Below are 16,908 nucleotides of genomic sequence, written 5' to 3' on the forward strand. Positions count from 1 at the left end.
GGCCAGTCAGCAGGACGGAGAAGCCGGCGACGCGGATCGGGCCACCAGCCATGTCAGTCGACGATCCCGCAGACCACGCCGCCCCCGGCGATGGCCGTTCCGACCTCGGCGGCAAGGCCGCTGACCCGGCCGGCGCGGTGGGCGTGCAACGGCTGCTCCATCTTCATGGCCTCGATCACCACGACCAGGTCACCGGCCGCGACCTGTTGGCCGTCGGTGACCGCGACCTTGACGACCGTGCCCTGCATCGGCGACACCAGATCCCAGCCGGCCGCCTTCACCGGGCCGTGGGTCCGCTTCCCCCGACGTGGTGCAGCGACCGCCGTGGGAGAAGGTGCGCTCAGCGACCACGGGACGCTCACCTCGACCCGCCGGCCGGCCACCTCCAGCACCACCGTCTCGCGCGATTGCTCCGGCCCACCCACGGCGATCGGATCGTGAGGTGCGATGTCGTTGACGAACTCGGTCTCGATCCACCGGGTGTGGACCCGGAACGGCTCCCCGGTGAACGCCGAATCGGCCACCACCCGGCGGTGGAACGGAATCACCGTCGGAAGGCCGCCCACCTCGAACTCGTACAACGCCCGCCGTGCCCGTCGCAGCGCCTGCCCGCGGTCCGCGCCGGTGACGATGAGCTTGGCGAGCAACGAGTCCCAGGCCGGGCCGACCACGGTGCCCGGCACCACACCGCTGTCGAGCCGCACACCCGGCCCGCCCGGTGGCGCGAAGGTGGTCACCGTCCCCGGTGCCGGCAGGAATCCCCGGCCCGGATCCTCAGCGTTGATCCGGAACTCGAAACTGTGGCCCCTCGGCTCCGGGTCGCCAAAGCCGAGCGCCTCACCGTCGGCGATCCGGAACATCTCGCGAACCAGGTCGATGCCGGTCACCTCCTCGCTGACCGGATGCTCCACCTGCAGCCGGGTGTTCACCTCGAGGAAGGACACCGTGCCGTCGGCGCCGACGAGGAACTCGACGGTGCCGGCCCCGACATACCCGGCCTCCCGCAGGATCGCCTTGGACGCGTCGTACAACTGGGCGTTCTGCTCATCGCTCAGAAAGGGCGCCGGCGCCTCCTCGACCAGCTTCTGGTGCCGGCGTTGCAGCGAGCAGTCACGCGTGGAGACGACCACCACCGTGCCGTACGCATCGGCCAGGCACTGTGTCTCCACGTGGCGGGGCCGGTCCAGGTAGCGCTCCACGAAGCACTCCCCCCGGCCGAAGGCCGCGGTGGCCTCGCGCACCGCCGAGGCGTACAACTCCGGTATTTCCTCGATCGTGCGCGCCACCTTCAGGCCGCGGCCCCCGCCGCCGTGCGCCGCCTTGATGGCGATCGGCAGGCCGTACTCCCGGGCGAAGCCCACCACCTCGTCCGGACCTCGCACCGGCTCGGCGGTGCCGGCCACCAGCGGCGCCCCGGCGCGACGTGCAATGTGCCGGGCCGCGACCTTGTCACCGAGATCGCGGATCGCGGCCGGTGGCGGACCGATCCACGTCAGACCGGCGTCGAGGACGGCCTGCGCGAACGCCGCGTTCTCGGAGAGGAACCCATAACCCGGATGGACGGCGTCGGCTCCGGCCCGCTGGGCGGCGGCGAGCAGAGCGCCCGCGTCCAGGTAGCTGTCGGCAGGGGTGTCGCCTCCGAGCGCGTACGCCTCGTCGGCGAGCCGAACATGCGGCGCGTCCCGATCCGGATTCGCGTAGACCGCCACACTGACCAGCCCGGCGTCCCGGCAGGCCCGCACGACCCGCACGGCGATCTCTCCCCGATTGGCGATGAGCACCTTACGCACGATCGTTCCCGCTCCTCTCCGGGCGGCGTGCCGCCCCCGTCCCACCAGCTTCGACCTGCGCCGGGACAGCGGACAAGGCGCCGCGATCGAGGAGACGGTCAGCTTTGCCAACGGCGGCACAGCGATCTCGGATCCGCGTCAGCGGGACGTCAAGATCTCCCGAGGCGCGATGCCCGCGCCGAAGGACTCGGACCCAAGACCAGAAAGCTGGGCATCGCCTTCGGCACGGTCGCCAAATCGCGGTCACGGTCCACGCCGCGAACGACACGTCCCGGCGGTGCTGTACCGGTGGCTACTAGTAGGCGTCCGAGGCCTCGTCGTCGGGCTCGTCATTGCTGATCAAGCCGGGTGAACGTGGTGCCGGTCGGTCGACGCGGGGAGCGCCGTGGCCGTGCTCGGGCCGGCCCGGCCAACCACTGTCACGCTGGTCGGGCACCCGACCGCTGGTCGGGCCCTCGGGATACCAGAGGGAGTCGGAGGTGTCGAGGTGGCCGCCGGGGACCTGGATGCTCGCGCCCCGCACCTGCAGCCAGTCGTCCAGATCGGCCAGCAGACGCTCGGCTTGCCGTCGGGCCGCCTTCCTTGTCCTGTCGTCCGGCACGTAACTGTGCTGCCCGCCGAGCACCGAGGGGGGCTGGGACTCCGGATCGGAGGGGGTGGGATCCGGCTCGTGGTGGTTCTGCTCGATCGCCTCTTTGACCTCGCGCAGGCGCTTCGCCATCATGTCCAGCGCCTCGCGAGCGCTATGAGCGCCCTCGGAGATGGCCCGGCAGGACTTCTCGATCTTGGAGATGCTCATCCGGTAGCGCTCGCTGTCCGAGCCCGTCCAGTCGACCGCGAGATCCTCCATCTCCTGGCCGAGATCAAGGGCGAGTTGCGCGGTGACCTCGGTCAGCGTCGTCCAGACGGCCGCCACCGCCTCGACCTCGAGCGGGTCTCCGCTGGCGACCGCCGCGCGGATCTGCTCCGAGTGATCCTCAGGGTGATCGGTCAACGGTCAGTCTCCGAGCATTCGACTGGCGGCTTCCAACCGGCCGTACGACGATTCGATGACCTCGCGGGTGGCCTGGTCGGTGGCGCCGTAGCGGCGCAGCAGCACCTCGGTCAGTTCGATGGCGTTCTGGTAAGCCTCCATGAGCTGCGTCAGCTCCTGCTGATACGCCTCGCACACCCGCTGGTGCCGCACCGCCTGATCCCTGGCGATCGCCGTGTCGCCCAACGGTAGTTGACGGTGCTGCAGTGCGGTCAGTGCCGTCAACTGGCCGCTGAGATCTCGCAGATGACTGTCCATTCGGTCCACGAAGCGCCGCAGGGCACCAAGATCGACGCGAGCGCTTCCGGGGCGATCAGTCATCCGACGGACTCCCTTCGCTCCTGCCGTACGGCCGCCGAGTCGCGCGGAGGGTAGCCGTCAGGATACCGGATCACCGATCGGGTTCGGACGGTCCGACCGGGACGCCGGCGGCCACGGCCGCCAGGACCTCAGCGTCTTGGCCCCTGGCCGGGCCTGCGGCGGCCCAGACTCGCTCGAGTGTCTTGACGCAGCCCTAGACGGGTGGATCGGGGTCGAGCACGTTCAGTGTCGGCCCGACGGGCAGCGCGTCGGCCAACCCCGCCGGTATGAGCTGGGGCGTGACGTCACCCAGGCCCAATGCGACCTGCGCGGCGCGGTCCGCGACCGGGAAGCGTTGTCCCTGGGTGTTCACCAGGAAGACCTTGTCGTCGCCCACACGCAGGAGCGCGCCCGCCCCGCCGGACAGCTGCACCCAGTCCACTGTGGTCGTGCCCTGCGGGGCCCGGCTGCCGCGCAACTCCGGCCTGGTCGGGGTGGCGTTCGACAGGTACGTGCTCCACGTCGGCTGCCCGCCCACCCCCTCGCCCAACCGGGCGCAGAGGACGGTGTTGCGCGGATCGGGCCGGGCCAAGGTAGGCGGTTGGTCGGGCATTCCGGGCGGCCGCAGGTTGGTGGAGGAGGCCCGCACCCTGCTCAACTCGGCGGCGGCAACCTCGGTCGGTCTGATGCGGACGTCGGGCTCGTACACACCGGGCAGACCTGTCGCTTGCAGGAGGCCCAACACCGTGCCTCCGATGGGCGCGAGCCCATCGCGGAGCAGCACGTAATATTGCCCCTCGTCCCGAACGCCCTTGACCTCGAAGAGTTGGCCCACCCGCGTCTGTCGACCGGCGATGGTGGGGCCGGTCTCACCGATGCCGGGGATCGCCGGCGCGACCAGGTCAGGTCCCTCGGGCAGGGCCTTGACGAACACTTCGGGTACGGGCAGCGCGGTAACCGAGGCCCAGCTGAGCGCGGCGCGGATGGCACTGCTTTCGCCCACCACCTTCAGCCGAGTCCCCTGCCAGATCAGATAGAGCTGCTCCCCGACGGCGACCAGCACCCCGTCGGTCATCGGCTCGTTGACCCAGGACGGATCGTTACCGAGAACCATCCAGCTCACCACCGCACCAGCTGGATCACTGGCTCGGCAGATCGTCCACGGGAGTCGGATCAGGGACTCGGGCTTCGGTACGTCGTCCGGCGCGTCCTTGATACCGAGCGGCGGGCCGTAGCGCTCGTTGGCCAGCGATTTGTGCCGTACCCACCGGACGTCCTCGCTCGCCTTGCCCAGCAGCAGCCGAGCCGAGGCGTAGTTGAGCACCGGGTGCAGCAGTCCCTCGTGGTAGATGTACCGGCTGCCGGTGTCCCGGTCGACGATCAGCGCGTCCGGGTCGCGCCAGTCCGGTCCGGCGAGACCGATCACGGTGATGACCGCCCACCCGGCCAGCATCAGCACGGAGACCATCACACCCGCGAAGACCGCCACCACCCTGCGGGACAGGGTCTGGTCCGCGTTCGGCTCGGCATAGAGCAGCGCACTTGTCACTCGGCGGACCGCGAACTGGTAGGCGCGCAACTGCGCACGGCGGGTGGGCACCGGTGGCCGCCTAACCCAGGCCGATGTCGACGACGGACTGGAACAGACCGCAGACCCCGGCAGCCAGGGGCACCAGCGCAACCAGCAGGAGGGAGTCGAGCAGGTCGAGTACGCGACTCGAGACCGGCGTGCCGACCCGCCGACCGGCGCCGGCCGTGCCCGCCTGTATCGCGCCGCCGGTGACCACGACGAGTAGCACGGCCAGCATCGCTACCCGGATGCCCGGACCCCCGGCGACGGCGGCGACCGCACCGGTACCGACGAGCGTGACGGTGCCGCCCACCAACAGCACCAGGCGTTGGACCAGCCGGTCGAAGGTGCGCGCCCGCAACAGCAGGCTCAGCCCGACGCAGCCACCAAGCGCCAGGGCAGCGATCGAACCGTCCCGGGCGAGGAACACCGCGCCGACGCTGACGCTCACCGCCGTGCCGCCAAGCAGGCCGGCGAGGATGCCGGCCGAGGCGACGACGCGGTCCGTAACCGCCGCGAAGTCCACCGCCGCCGGGTCGGTTCGGATGTCTTCCGAAATGAACACAACACCCGGTATGGGTAACCGGCCCAACCGCAGCGCGACCAGGGGAAGGGCCAGGGTGGCGATCGAGCCGACGCTGACCATGATGGCGGCGGCTTGCAGCGGGGCGAGCCCCACCAGCACCAGCAGCGCACCGGCGGTCAGGGCCAGCGCCGCGGCGATCGCGCCGACGAACAGTGGCCGGCAGGCTGTCGTGCCGGCCAGCCCGAGGATGGCGGTGAGAAGCAGCGTCGCAGCGCCGGTGAGTAACTGTGGGGTGCCGACGGCATCCGTAACCGGCGTGTCCGGCTCGGCCAGGATCAGTAGACCGCAGACGAAGGCGTACGGCAGCGCGGCGGCGGCCACGGCCGCACCGACCGCGCCGTCGCCGAACGCCCGCGCCGCCACGGTGCCGGCGGAGGCGAGCAGGATGGCCATCACCGCGGCTACGGTGTATGCGATGGTGCGCGGTTCGATGGCCACCACCAGGCCGACGCCGCCGAGTGCGGCGAGCACCACCGTCGTGAGCGCGAACCACCGGGTCGTGGCCGACCGCCACGGCGGCACGGTCCGGGCGCTCGCGACGGCGACGGCGTCAGTGAGGTCGTCGAACGCCGGCTCGGGTACGGCGTCCGAGGCGCGGCTGAGGAAGATGTGGTCGCCGTTGTGCAGGCCGAGGGCCCGCGGGGTGGCGCTGGTGTCCAACAGACCACCACCGAGGCGAGACAGCACCCACCCATCGTGGTCGAGCGCACCGTCGTCCTCGCCGGCGTAACGCAACAGCAGCGACGCGAACTCGGCGACAGGTAGGTCGGCCGGCACCGAGAGGTCCACCCGACGCAGGGGCGCGACCAGGGTCAGTCGGCACAGGCTGTCCACCGAACTGTCTGCCACCATTATGGCCCTCCGTCCGCGCCGTCACCCGGGCCGCGCCTCCGGTTACCTATGATTGCGCTTACCACGGCACCGCTAATCTAACGCCGGAACGCCCTCACGTGGCTGGCGGACACGAGCGGCGGTGCGTGGCAGGCGACCGGCGGCGTTTCGGGAGGAGCCCGGGTGAGTACGGTAGTCGTCGTCCGTCCACCCCGCTCCCCGGCGCCCGCGCTACCCCGGGGCGAGATCGTCCTCGAATCCCCACCGGAACTGCCGGCCGAGAGGGTTGCCCGCGCCAACCAGATTCTCCTGATTCTGCCCATGCTCGCTGGCGTGGTGGCGATGGGCTTGCTTTTCGCCAGCGGCAACACCGGGGCGCTCACCTACCTTGCCGGTGGGATCCTGGGCGTCGCCTGCCTCGGCTTGGTGTTCGGCATGCAGATGACCCCGCCAGGTCGGGACCCTGAGGCGGAGTTGGAGGTCGAGCGACGGGGCTACCTGCGCTACCTCGACCAGGTGCGCAGGAAGGCGCGGCGGGCCGCGGAGCAGCAGCGGGCGGCGATGCGTCGGCGGCATCCGGACCCCGAGGTGCTCTGGTCGTTCGTCGGCAGCCGTCGAATGTGGGAACGGCGGGCGACCGACGACGATTTCGGCGAGATCCGGCTCGCCACCGGACCACAGGCGCTCGCGGTCACCCTGGTGCCGCCGGAGACCAAGCCGATCGAGGATCTCGATCCGTTGTGCACGGTGGCACTCCGGCAGTTCATCCGGACCCACAGCACCATAGCGGACCTGCCGACGGCGCTGTCGCTGCGTGCGTTCGGCCGCGTGGTGCTCCGCGGCGACCGGCCCGGCACCCTGGCCCTGGCGCGTAGCCTGCTCTGCGCCGCGGCGGTCCTGCACGCCCCGAACGACCTGCGGGTCGCGGTGGTGACCGTGCCGGACCGGCTCGCGGAGTGGGACTGGGTCAAATGGTTACCGCACACGCACGACGAAACGCGGCGCGACGGTGCCGGCCCGGCTCGGCTGGTGTTCTCCGGTCTGGCCGAGTTGGAATCGGCGCTCGCCGACGAACTGTCCACCCGGCCCCGGTTCAACGTCGACAGCAAGCCACTCACCAGCGCACCCCACCTGCTCATCATCCAGGACGGGGGCGAGATCGACGGGGCCGAGGCGCTGACCGGAGCAGGTCTGCTCGGCACCACGGTGCTCGACCTCTCCGGTACGGTGCCGCGAGACGCGGGGCGGTGGCTGCTGTGCCTGCGGGTGGCGGGCGAGGAGATCAGGCTCGACCGAGGCAAGAACACCACCGTGCTGGGGCGGCCCGACCGGCTGAGCCTGCCGCAGGCGGAGGCGGTGGCCCGCCAGTTGTCGCGTTACCGCCTGCGTCGGCCTGGCGCGGCCGACCCGTTGACGGGCGAAACGAGTCTGCTCCAACTGCTCGGCCTCGATGATCCAGGTTCCCTCGACCCGGCGCGGAGCTGGGCCCCCCGGCCCGCCCGTCAACGGCTGCGGGTGCCGATCGGGGTCGGCCCCGACGGACTGCCGGTCGAGCTGGACATCAAGGAGTCGGCGCAGGACGGGATGGGACCGCACGGGCTGGTGATCGGGGCCACCGGCTCCGGAAAGAGCGAACTCCTGCGTACGCTGGTGATCGCGCTCGCCGCGACGCACTCGCCCGAGGAGCTCAACTTCGCGCTCATCGACTTCAAGGGCGGCGCGACCTTCAGCCTGTTGGATGCCCTGCCGCACACCAGCGCGGTGATCACCAACCTCGCCGACGAGCTGCCGTTGGTGGGGCGTACCCAGGATGCGCTCTCCGGCGAGTTGATGCGCCGGCAGGAACTGCTGCGCTCGGCCGGCAACTACGCCTCTCGGCACGAGTACGAACGGGCCCGGCGGTCCGGGGAGCCACTCGCCCCGCTGCCCAGCCTGCTTGTCGTCTGTGACGAGTTCAGCGAGTTGCTGAGCGCCCGGCCCGATTTCATCGATCTGTTCGTGATGATCGGCCGGGTGGGCCGGTCTCTCGGCGTGCACCTGCTGCTCGCCTCCCAGCGGCTGGAGGAGGGCCGGCTGCGCGGGCTGGACACGCACCTGTCGTACCGGATCGGGCTGCGCACCTTCTCCGCCGTGGAAAGCCGGATCGTGCTCGGGGTCCCGGACGCCTACGAGCTGCCCCGCGCCCCCGGCCACGGCTATCTACGGCAGGGCACCTCGACCATGCTCCGGTTCCGGGCCGCGTACGTGTCGGGGGCGTACCGCGCGGCCCGGCGGGTGACCGGCGCTCGGGCGGCCGAGTCGATGGTCGTACCGTTCTCGGCCGCACGGGTGCCGGTGCCGGTGCCGAGGCTTCCGCTGGCCGACGAGTCGCCGGACGTCGTCGAGGAAGGCCAACCCTCGGTGCTCGACCTGGTCGTCGACCGGCTACGTGGCCGGGGTGTGCCGGCGCACCAGGTGTGGCTGCCACCGCTGGCCGACCCGCCCACGCTGGCCGAGCTGCTGCCACCGCTGGAGGTGGACCACACCCTGGGCCTGCACCCGGCCGGCTGGTCCCAGCGGGGCATGCTGGTCGCGCCGGTTGGCATCGTGGACCGGCCGTTCGAGCAGCGCCGTGACGTGTTGTTCGTCGATCTCGCCGGTGCGGGCGGCCACCTCGCGATCGTCGGTGGTCCGCAGTCCGGCAAGACCACCCTGGCCCGTTCGCTGATCTGTGCGCTCGCCCTCACCCACACCCCGACCGAGGCGCAGTTCTACTGCCTGAACTTCGGCGGCGGCGGCCTGGGTTCGCTTGCGGGTCTCCCCCACATGTCCGGGGTCGCCGACCGACGGGACGTGGACAAGGTGCAGCGCGTCGTCGCCGAGGTGGGCACTTTCATGGAGGAACGCGAGCGGCGGTTCTCCAGCCTGGGCATCGACTCGATGGCCTCGTACCGGCGCCGTCGCGCGGATGGGGAGTTCACCGACGATCCGTTCGGCGACGTGTTCCTCGTCGTCGACGGCTGGAGCACGCTCCGAGCGGAGTTCGAGGAGCTGGAGCAGAAGATCACCCGGCTGGCGGGGCGAGGGCTCGGATTCGGCATCCACCTGGTCCTGACCGCTGCCCGCTGGCCTGACCTCCGGCCCGGCCTGCGAGACGCGCTCGGCACCAAGCTGGAGTTGCGGCTGGGGGATCCCACCGAATCGGAGATTGATCGCAGGGCCGCGGCGTCGGTGCCGGAGCGGTCGCCCGGTCGTGGCCTGACCCCGCAGAAGTTGCATTTCTTGGCCGCGGTGCCACAACTGGACGCCGGGCCCTTCGACGAGTCCGTGCGGGCGAGAGCCGACCTGGTGGACATGATCGCGAAGGCGTGGTCCGGCCCCCCGGCACCCCCGGTACGACTGCTGCCGCGCCTGCTTTCCGCGGACACGTTGGCCACGATGGCCGAGCCGTCGCGCGGGCTGGCCATCGGCGTCGACGGCGACCGCCTGGCGCCGGTCTATCTGGACTTCGACACCAACCCGCACTTCATGGTGTTCGGTGACGCGGAGTCCGGCAAGACCAACCTGTTGCGGCACGTCGCCCGGAGCATCGTGCAGCGGTACAGCCCGGACCAGGCCCGATTGATACTTGTGGACTACCGACGCGGCCTGCTCGGCGCCGTCGAGGGCGAGCACCTCCTTGGGTACGGGACCGGCGCCAAGACCATGACAGAAATGGTCGGCAGCCTGCGATCGGCGATGGCGAACCGCCTTCCCGGACCGAACGTCACCCCTGACGAACTACGTAACCGCAGTTGGTGGCGCGGCCCCGACCTGTACCTCCTGGTCGACGACTACGACCTGGTCGCCGGCAGCGGATCCAATCCGATCGGCGAGCTGCTGGACCTGCTGTCCCAGGCCAGGGATGTCGGACTGCACCTGATCGTGGCCCGTCGCGCCGGTGGCGCCGCGCGGGCGCTCTACGAACCGGTCCTGATGCGCCTGCGCGAACTCGACACGCCAGGCCTGCTGCTGTCCGGGCAACGGGAGGAGGGGGCGCTGCTGGGCACCGTACGGGCGAGTCCGCAACCGCCCGGTCGGGGACTGTTGGTGACCCGGGCCGCTGGGATACAGCTGATCCAGACGGCGTGGAACGAGCCGTGACTCCCGGTACGGTGCCGGACCCGGTAACGTTGGCTATCCGAGCCGGTAAGGGATGCCATGGCGACGCCGTACCACGCTGATCATGCGACGTTGCGGGTCGCCGCCGACCGCGTCCGGGCCACCCACGACGACCTCGGCAGCGAACTGAGGCGGGTCGGTGGCGCGGTCGACGAACTCGCCGAAACCTGGAGCGGCGCCGGTGCCAGCAAGTATCAGGACCTGGTGCGGCGCTGGCGGCACGACGTCGAGCGCCTGCTTGAGGAACTCCACGTGATGGCCGAGATGCTCGACCGGAGCGCCGCCGGCCAACAGGACAGCGACGAGGGTGAGCTGACCGCGCTGCGGCGCGTCGTGGACGCGTTGAATCCGCCGCCGGAGGCCGAGTCGTGACGAACCTGAGCTACGACCTGGGCGCGATGGAGAACACGCGTGCCCAGTTGGCGAGCGCCGCGGGTCGGATCGACGGCAAGTTGGCGGTGCTGCGTACGGAGCTGGACCGGATCGACTGGTCGGGCCCGGACCAGGTCGCGTTTCAGGAGCAGCGAGCCCGCTGGGAGCACGCGGCGGAAAGCCTGCGTGAGGTGCTGCGGGACCTGGCCGGGGCGCTCACCGACGCCGCCGAGCAGTACTCCGAGATGGAGGCGAAAAACACCGACCTGTGGAGCTGACGACGCCCCTCGTACGGCGATCGGGTCATCGGCCTAGCAGCGCTGCGGCGTCAGACTGAGGACACCGTCCAAGCGGACGACGACCCGCTGTTGCCGGCTTGTCCGATCGACGTCCAGTGTCACCGAGGTCCGGTCCAGGGCCAACAGTTCGCCGCAGACCTGGGTGTCCGTGGTGACCACCTTGAACCCCGGCTTGTTGGCCGGGCCGGCCAACCAGGTCGTGCCCACCGAGAAGGCGATCGCCGCCAGGCCGACCAGCAGCAGGGCGGCGGCGAGCCGAATGGCCCTACGGATGGCGCCGACCTCGTTGCGGGTCCAGGTCCTGAGCGCCTTGCCGGTCAGCCAGGTGTCGCCCACCGGCGATCCGTTCGCCGCCCGTACGGCGACCAGCGAGCCGGCGACCAGCGCGGCGAAGCCCAGCCCGAGGGAGCTGACGACGATGAGCCGGGCATCGGGTGTCAGGTCCACCACGTTGTCCGGCCCCTTGATGATGGTGGCCGCGGCGAGCAGCGCGGTCAGCCCGGTCAGGCCGGTGCGCCAGCCTTCCGCCTGCCGGCGGGCACCATCGAGTTGGCCGAACTTCTGCTGCTCGGCGAGCTGTTCCCAGCGCTTGTCCTCGATGTTCATCGCAGCGTCGCCGCCCAGAACGCGCCGCAGCCGGTGTCCGGTGACTCCGGCGGACGACCGGCGTGCGGGTAGCCGCAGGCACAGATGAAGACCTGCGGCCCGTCCGGCGGGGCCGGCGGCCGTCGGCGCAGCCAGCCCTTGCCGCCGTACACCGGCCCGTGCCAGATCTCCTTGGTCATCTCGCCCTGGCAGGCCGGGCAGACCAGGGTGACGACGAGCTCCTCCAAGTCGCCGGATGCCACCTGGGGCGTACCGGAGAACTCGAATTCAAGTTCCCGGAACTTGATCGACCTGTGGTCACCTGGCATCGTTCGACTCCTCCGGCGGGTCCGGCACCCGTAGTCCGAACAGGGCGGCGTATCGGCACAGGCGGGCGCGGGTGACGTCCACCGGTTCGCCCACGGCGGCCGCGGCGAGCGCCATCTGTTCGGCGGTGACATCGCCGTGCAGCGGTGGGGCCCAGCCGTCGAGTTCCTCGGTGAGGACGATCAGGTCCTGCCAACCCACGATCCCCTCCGGGCAGTCGTCGCGGCCGAAGTCGACGACGACGCCGAGGGACTGGAACCGGGTCAGCCGGTCGTACGCGACGCCCGGCTCCCACCCATAACGCGAGGCAAGTCGCAGTAGGTGCAGCGGGGTGACCGTGTTGTCGGCGAGCGGATGTCGGGGCGGTTTCTGGCTGGAGAAGCCCCGGCCCTCGTCGGGCGGCAGGTCGTCGGTGAGCATCAGCACGTCGTACCCGTCCGGCACGATCCGGTCGCCGTCCGGCACCCACGCCGGCAGGATCGCACCCAGTTCCTGGTACGGAGCCAGTTCGGACAGCACCTCGTCGATGGACTTTCCGCTGACGTGAGCGTGCCAGACGACGTGCAGCGGCGCCGGCGCCTGCCAGCGGGGCCGGGTCTCGGTGTCCGTCAACAGCATCCAGGCCCGCTCGAATCGAACAGTACGCCTTCGCAGCGCGCTCGGCAGTTCGGCCGCGATCGCGTCCAGGTCGAGATGGGGCGCGAAGTAGCGGAGCAGATGGTCGCGTACCTCGCCGAGGGTGATCCGCGCGGCCCCGGCGATCGCCACCAGCATCGGCGGTGTCACCTCGCCGCGCAGTTCCCAGAACGGCGCCAGCCGGGCGAGCGCGGCCTCGAGTCGTTCGGCCGCACCGTCGAGGGGCGCGACGGCCGCGACCGCGCTGACGATCCGGCCGAGCCGGTGGACCAGGGGAGCCCCGGTGTCCCACACCTCGCTCGCGGACAACAACGCCCAGTCGTCGGGGCCGGGTGTGATGTCCGCCAGCCCGGACAACTCGGGCATCAGGACGGACAGTTCGCTCTCGGCCGAGGCAGCGCTAACCCGGTCCGCCACCTGGCTCACCGACTCGCCGGACCGGCTGGCCAGGATCAACAGGTCCATGGCGTTGGGTGGTCGTTCCAGGGCGAGGAGCCAGGCCTGCACCGGGTCGTCCTCGTGCAGCCGTACGGTGCCGTTCCAGCCGGGACGGATCGCGCTCCAGATGCCGAGCGCCCGCAGCCGGCCGACCCGGGCGACGAGGTCGGGGGTGGCGATCCCGAGTACCTCACCGGCGGCGAGCAGGTGCCGTACGGACATCCCGCTGAGCCACCGGGTGTCGTAGTACTCGTCGCGGAAGTCCCGGTGCACCAGCCGCCGGTCGATGTTGTCCGGGACATAACCGTCGATGGGTTCGATCTCCGACTCGACGGGCGTGGACGGCATCGGCTCCGAGCCGGTAAACGTGATCAACGCACGCCACGCCTCCCCCACCGACCGGCCGGAGAGCCACGCCGCGCCGACGACGCGTAACCCGAACGGCACCGCGACGTTCTCGTCCGCCTTCAACTCCGGCGGGAGCATCGCCAGCAGCGCCGCGTGTTCCGGCGCGGTACGCAGCAGGCGCAGCGGACGCAGGTCGAGGCCGGCGATCACGTACGGTCGCAGCATCCGGAGAAACTCCTCGCTGGACAGCCCACGGGTGTCTCGCCGACGGCGGAAGGTGTAGGCGTCCATCACCGGCCGGGGCAGGATGTCCAGGTGGTTCGGGCGGATCACGGGGTAACCGTCCAACCGGTCCGGTGGCAGGTACGCCGGCTCGCCGGTGCCGTCGCTCGGCCCTTGCGCGTCCCGCCACAGCTTGGCCCGCCAGGCGTGGATCCACCGGGGAAGGCCAGCACCGGGCAGGTGCGGCCAGCGGTCCCGATCGGGCTGGAGGTCGGCGTCCTCGGGTAGGCAACCGACCAGGCCGAGGTTCACCCGGACGCTCGACCGTACCGGCCGTACCGGCAGCTCCAGGTCACCGAGCTCGTCGAACACCCAGTCGGCGAGCTCCCGGTCGGCGGCCGCCAAGCGCCACAACCACTGCATGCTCAGCCCGGACCAGGTCCGCAGTGTCGGTAGCGCCGACCGTAGCTGCGCGGACACCCATTCTGCGTCCCACTCCAACATCTCACGCCGGTCGACGCTGATCCGGGGACGGTGTCGGCCGGTCATGTTCAGGACGAAACCGAACGGATGGTCTGTGGTCGACCGGCCCGCCATCGTCGATCCCGATCGAGGGGGAAGCACCTGGATGCCGTCGGTGAGGTACCGCCCTTCGTCGGCTATCCACCAGACGTGCGCGGCGGCCCGAACGTAGGAGCCGATCGGCCCGCTCATCCGCAGCTCGCCGGGATGCCAGGTGTCGACCACCTCGCCGCTGACCTCGACGTCGACCCGGTACTCGGGCAGGTGGAGGTGCTCGCGCAGGGCCTCCGCACAGGACACCCCGTCGTCGACGGACAGGTGCAGCCGGACGATCGTGCCGCCGTTGCGGATGCCACTGGGCACGTCGGGTGTACGACGTACCCGGAACAGGTTGCCATTCCCGGCGATGGTGATCTGGAGCGCCTCACGTCCGGTCAATCCCGTCTCGTAGGTCGGGACGGTGGTGATCGAGATCTCCGACGCCAGCATGAAGTAGCTGAACACGCCGATGCCGAACTGGCTGTTCGCGTGCAACCGCAGCGCCGGGTCGAGCTGCTGCCAACGTGCCTGCTCCCGTCGGAACGGCTCGGTCTGCACGAAGCGGGTCCCGGCCTCGGCGAACACCCGCGTGATGACGTACTCGGTCATGCCGACGCCGTTGTCCTGGCACTCGAGATACGGCCGGCCGGTGGCCTCGACGCCCTGCCGGAAGACGACCCGCGGCGTCCAACCGTCAAGGTCCTGCTGTGCGTCGTGGTAGTGGGCCCGGAATCGCATCTCGCGGTACCGGCACGCATCGAGGGCGTTCTGGTAGAGCTCCCGGATCGCCACCGAGCGGTCGCCATAGAGCTGGGAGCCCATCAGCATGCCCTGCACCTTGTCTGCGGCGAGACTGAATCGCAGCAGCGGGAGCTGGTAGAGCGGCCCCTGGCCGGTGACTCTCAACGCGTGCACCGCGTCCGCCGTGAACGCCGGGGGCAGCCCGGCCAGCATCGGCTGCTCGTCGCGACTGGCGGTGCCGACGATCAGTCGCCTCATCTCCTCGGCCTGGGCGGCGAGATCGCCCAACACGACGTGGATCGCCGGGTGCGGGCACACGGCGGCCAGCTCCATCGAGGTCGCCACGCGGCGCCACCTGGCGGTGGCCAGCACCTCGCGCAGGTCGTTCAGGGCTACCGGATCACGGACCCCGATGTGGTCGGGCACCACCTGCGGCACCCGGCGCGGGTCGGCGGCCAGTACACCGGCGAGCCTGACCAGTCGGGCGAGCACCCGGGAGTTGCGCTGCTCCGGGGCGGTGTCGATCAGCTCGACCGCCTCGATGCCGCCCACCGCGTGCGCGACGCTGAGCAGCAGGTCGGCGTACTCGGCGACCTCGCCGCGGCTGGGTGTCTCGCCGAGGGCGCCGAGCAGCGCCCCCGCCGCGGTCGTGGTCCACTCCCGTACGGTGGCGGCGCACCACAGGTCCTCCCGGCCGAGCAGCCAGCGGTGGGCCATCCAGGTCACGATGGCGTCCTGCTCGACGCTGCCCTCCTCAAGCTGGATCACCCGACGGCAGAGCTGCTCATAGGCGCTGTAGACGACTTCGAGATCGAACCGCAGCCCGGCCTGAAACGTCGGTCTGACGTTGCGCGGTGTCAACCGGTGCAGGTCGAACATGCCGAGCGCGAGGACCGCTTCCCGCAGATACGGGGCGATGACGAGCACGGCCACCTCGGCCGGGGGCAGCGTCAGTTGGGTGTCGTCGTTCTGCGGTCGAAGCAGCGCGTGCAGGATGGACAGGACCCGCTGCGGGTAGGCCTCGTCGGTCCACGGGTCGCGCGGCCGGGCAGCGTGTGGCCGTTCGGTGCGCAGCTCGGTGATGGTGTTCGCATAACCCTCGACGAGGTCGCGCACCACGGCGGCGACCGGGTCCCGCTTGGCCGAGGCGGTCTCCTCCACGAGGCCCCACAGCTCGGTGTCCGTCGCGCCGACCTGCCACTCTTCGAAGATCCGCAGGCCGTCGCAGACTGGCTCGCTGAACGGCGTTCCGGTCAGCTCGCTGGTGGCCCGGGCCGAGGGGGTCTGCCCGCTGCCGGCGAGCGCACGCTTGGTCGTGGTGACAACCTCGGACACGGTACAGGCAGAATGACGGACCCCGAGAGCGTCAGCCAAGGCCCGGGTGAACAGACTGCCGCGAGCGTCATACCGGCAGATCTCTCCGCGGGCACAGCCGGCGACCAGCGCGAAGGCACCGTTCGGTAGCTGGGGTAGGCCCTGCATCTGGGAGATGTCGAAAGATTGGTCCGGATTGTCGCGGCAGGCATCGATGAAGGCGACGGCGATGCCGGCCTGGCAACGTCCGACCTGGTCAGACAGGTCAAGCGAGATCAGCGCAGCCTCGTCGGCCCGGCTGTTGCCGGTGGCGCGGTAGTCCTCCGGCACCAGATAGTCGCGATCACCGAAGCGAACGCCGTGGCCACTGAAGTACAGCAGCAGGGTTCCCCCGGCTGGTACCTGCTGACAGACGGTGTCGATCGCGGTGAGGCAGCGGGTACGCGTCACCTCGCCGGGTATCCGCTGCTCGTCCTCCCCCGAGGGGCCGTCCGGCGCTACGCCAAGCACCGTGACCTGATAGCCGGATTCCATCAGCGCGTCGCGCATTCGGGTGATGTCGGCCCGCACCACGTCTTCGGGGATGGGGGCGAACGTCTCAGCGTCGTCGCAGTGCGGTACGCCGATCAGCAACGCGAACCGGTCTGACACGAGTCACCTGCGGTGCGGTGGCGGGGGGAACCCCATAGTGCCACAGCGCCCGTGACAAGGGGCGACCCAACGGCCCCCTGTCCGGTTTCTTGCACCGCCGCCAACGACGCCACGACGTGTTCTCCCCGCAGCTGATCGGACGGGCGGTACGAGAGGGTGCCGCT

The 16,908-nt window shown here is 70.6% G+C and carries 11 protein-coding genes; 3 read left to right on the plus strand and 8 right to left on the minus strand.

The window, feature by feature from the left end; genetic code table 11:
• Nucleotides 1-53: 53 nt before the first annotated feature.
• The 5 genes from AB0A90_RS02720 to eccD form a co-directional block, all read right to left on the minus strand.
• Nucleotides 54-1,790 (minus strand): biotin carboxylase N-terminal domain-containing protein, encoded by a 1,737-nt coding sequence (locus AB0A90_RS02720; protein WP_357240506.1) that lies wholly within the window; start codon nucleotides 1,788-1,790, stop codon nucleotides 54-56.
• 295 nt (nucleotides 1,791-2,085) lie between these two features.
• Nucleotides 2,086-2,784 (minus strand): hypothetical protein, encoded by a 699-nt coding sequence (locus AB0A90_RS02725; RefSeq protein ID WP_357240509.1) that lies wholly within the window; start codon nucleotides 2,782-2,784, stop codon nucleotides 2,086-2,088.
• 3 nt (nucleotides 2,785-2,787) lie between these two features.
• The gene (locus AB0A90_RS02730; protein ID WP_357240512.1) at nucleotides 2,788-3,144 is read right to left on the minus strand and encodes a hypothetical protein; all 357 of its coding nucleotides are present in this window, start codon (nucleotides 3,142-3,144) and stop codon (nucleotides 2,788-2,790) included.
• Between the two features lie 193 nt (nucleotides 3,145-3,337).
• Nucleotides 3,338-4,723 carry a type VII secretion protein EccB gene (gene eccB / locus AB0A90_RS02735; RefSeq protein WP_357240515.1) on the minus strand — a complete coding sequence of 462 codons (1,386 nt, stop codon included), beginning with the start codon at nucleotides 4,721-4,723 and terminating at the stop codon, nucleotides 3,338-3,340.
• Between the two features lie 10 nt (nucleotides 4,724-4,733).
• Nucleotides 4,734-6,131: a type VII secretion integral membrane protein EccD gene (eccD, locus tag AB0A90_RS02740; RefSeq protein ID WP_357240518.1), complete on the minus strand. Its 1,398-nt coding sequence runs from the start codon at nucleotides 6,129-6,131 to the stop codon at nucleotides 4,734-4,736.
• Nucleotides 6,132-6,293: 162 nt separating this feature from the next.
• Here eccD and eccCa point away from each other — a divergent pair, with 162 nt between their 5' ends.
• From eccCa to AB0A90_RS02755, 3 genes are read left to right on the plus strand one after another with little or no spacing between them, the layout of a single operon-like run.
• On the plus strand, nucleotides 6,294-10,232 hold the full coding sequence (gene eccCa, locus AB0A90_RS02745) for a type VII secretion protein EccCa (RefSeq protein WP_357240521.1): 3,939 nt from the start codon (nucleotides 6,294-6,296) through the stop codon (nucleotides 10,230-10,232).
• A 57-nt stretch (nucleotides 10,233-10,289) separates the two neighbouring features.
• The gene (locus AB0A90_RS02750; protein WP_357240524.1) at nucleotides 10,290-10,622 is read left to right on the plus strand and encodes a WXG100 family type VII secretion target; all 333 of its coding nucleotides are present in this window, start codon (nucleotides 10,290-10,292) and stop codon (nucleotides 10,620-10,622) included.
• Nucleotides 10,619-10,900: a WXG100 family type VII secretion target gene (locus tag AB0A90_RS02755; protein WP_357240527.1), complete on the plus strand. Its 282-nt coding sequence runs from the start codon at nucleotides 10,619-10,621 to the stop codon at nucleotides 10,898-10,900. Before AB0A90_RS02750 ends, AB0A90_RS02755 begins: the two co-directional genes overlap by 4 nt.
• A 33-nt stretch (nucleotides 10,901-10,933) precedes the next feature.
• Here the strand turns inward: AB0A90_RS02755 and AB0A90_RS02760 are convergent, their stop codons facing one another.
• The 3 genes from AB0A90_RS02760 to AB0A90_RS02770 are packed head-to-tail and all read right to left on the minus strand — an operon-like array spanning nucleotide 10,934 to nucleotide 16,744.
• Nucleotides 10,934-11,527 (minus strand): hypothetical protein, encoded by a 594-nt coding sequence (locus tag AB0A90_RS02760; RefSeq protein WP_357240530.1) that lies wholly within the window; start codon nucleotides 11,525-11,527, stop codon nucleotides 10,934-10,936.
• Nucleotides 11,524-11,835, minus strand: coding sequence for a hypothetical protein (locus tag AB0A90_RS02765; protein WP_357240533.1), 312 nt, complete (start codon nucleotides 11,833-11,835; stop codon nucleotides 11,524-11,526). The genes AB0A90_RS02760 and AB0A90_RS02765 overlap by 4 nt, the downstream gene beginning before the upstream one ends.
• Entirely contained in the window at nucleotides 11,825-16,744 is a 4,920-nt protein-coding gene (locus AB0A90_RS02770) for a caspase family protein (protein WP_357240536.1), read from the minus strand. Before AB0A90_RS02770 ends, AB0A90_RS02765 begins: the two co-directional genes overlap by 11 nt.
• Nucleotides 16,745-16,908: the final 164 nt, after the last annotated feature.

The organism is Micromonospora sp. NPDC049204, assembly GCF_040647935.1.
GTDB lineage: Bacteria > Actinomycetota > Actinomycetes > Mycobacteriales > Micromonosporaceae > Micromonospora.

Excerpts from the sequence above, each read along its gene's own strand:
- AB0A90_RS02765 (WP_357240533.1), bottom strand. The coding sequence starts at position 11,835 with ATGCCAGGTGACCACAGGTCGATCAAGTTCCGGGAACTTGAATTCGAG.
- AB0A90_RS02730 (WP_357240512.1), bottom strand. The coding sequence starts at position 3,144 with ATGACTGATCGCCCCGGAAGCGCTCGCGTCGATCTTGGTGCCCTGCGG.
- AB0A90_RS02760 (WP_357240530.1), bottom strand. The coding sequence starts at position 11,527 with ATGAACATCGAGGACAAGCGCTGGGAACAGCTCGCCGAGCAGCAGAAG.
- eccD (WP_357240518.1), bottom strand. The coding sequence starts at position 6,131 with ATGGTGGCAGACAGTTCGGTGGACAGCCTGTGCCGACTGACCCTGGTC.
- AB0A90_RS02750 (WP_357240524.1), top strand. The coding sequence starts at position 10,290 with ATGGCGACGCCGTACCACGCTGATCATGCGACGTTGCGGGTCGCCGCC.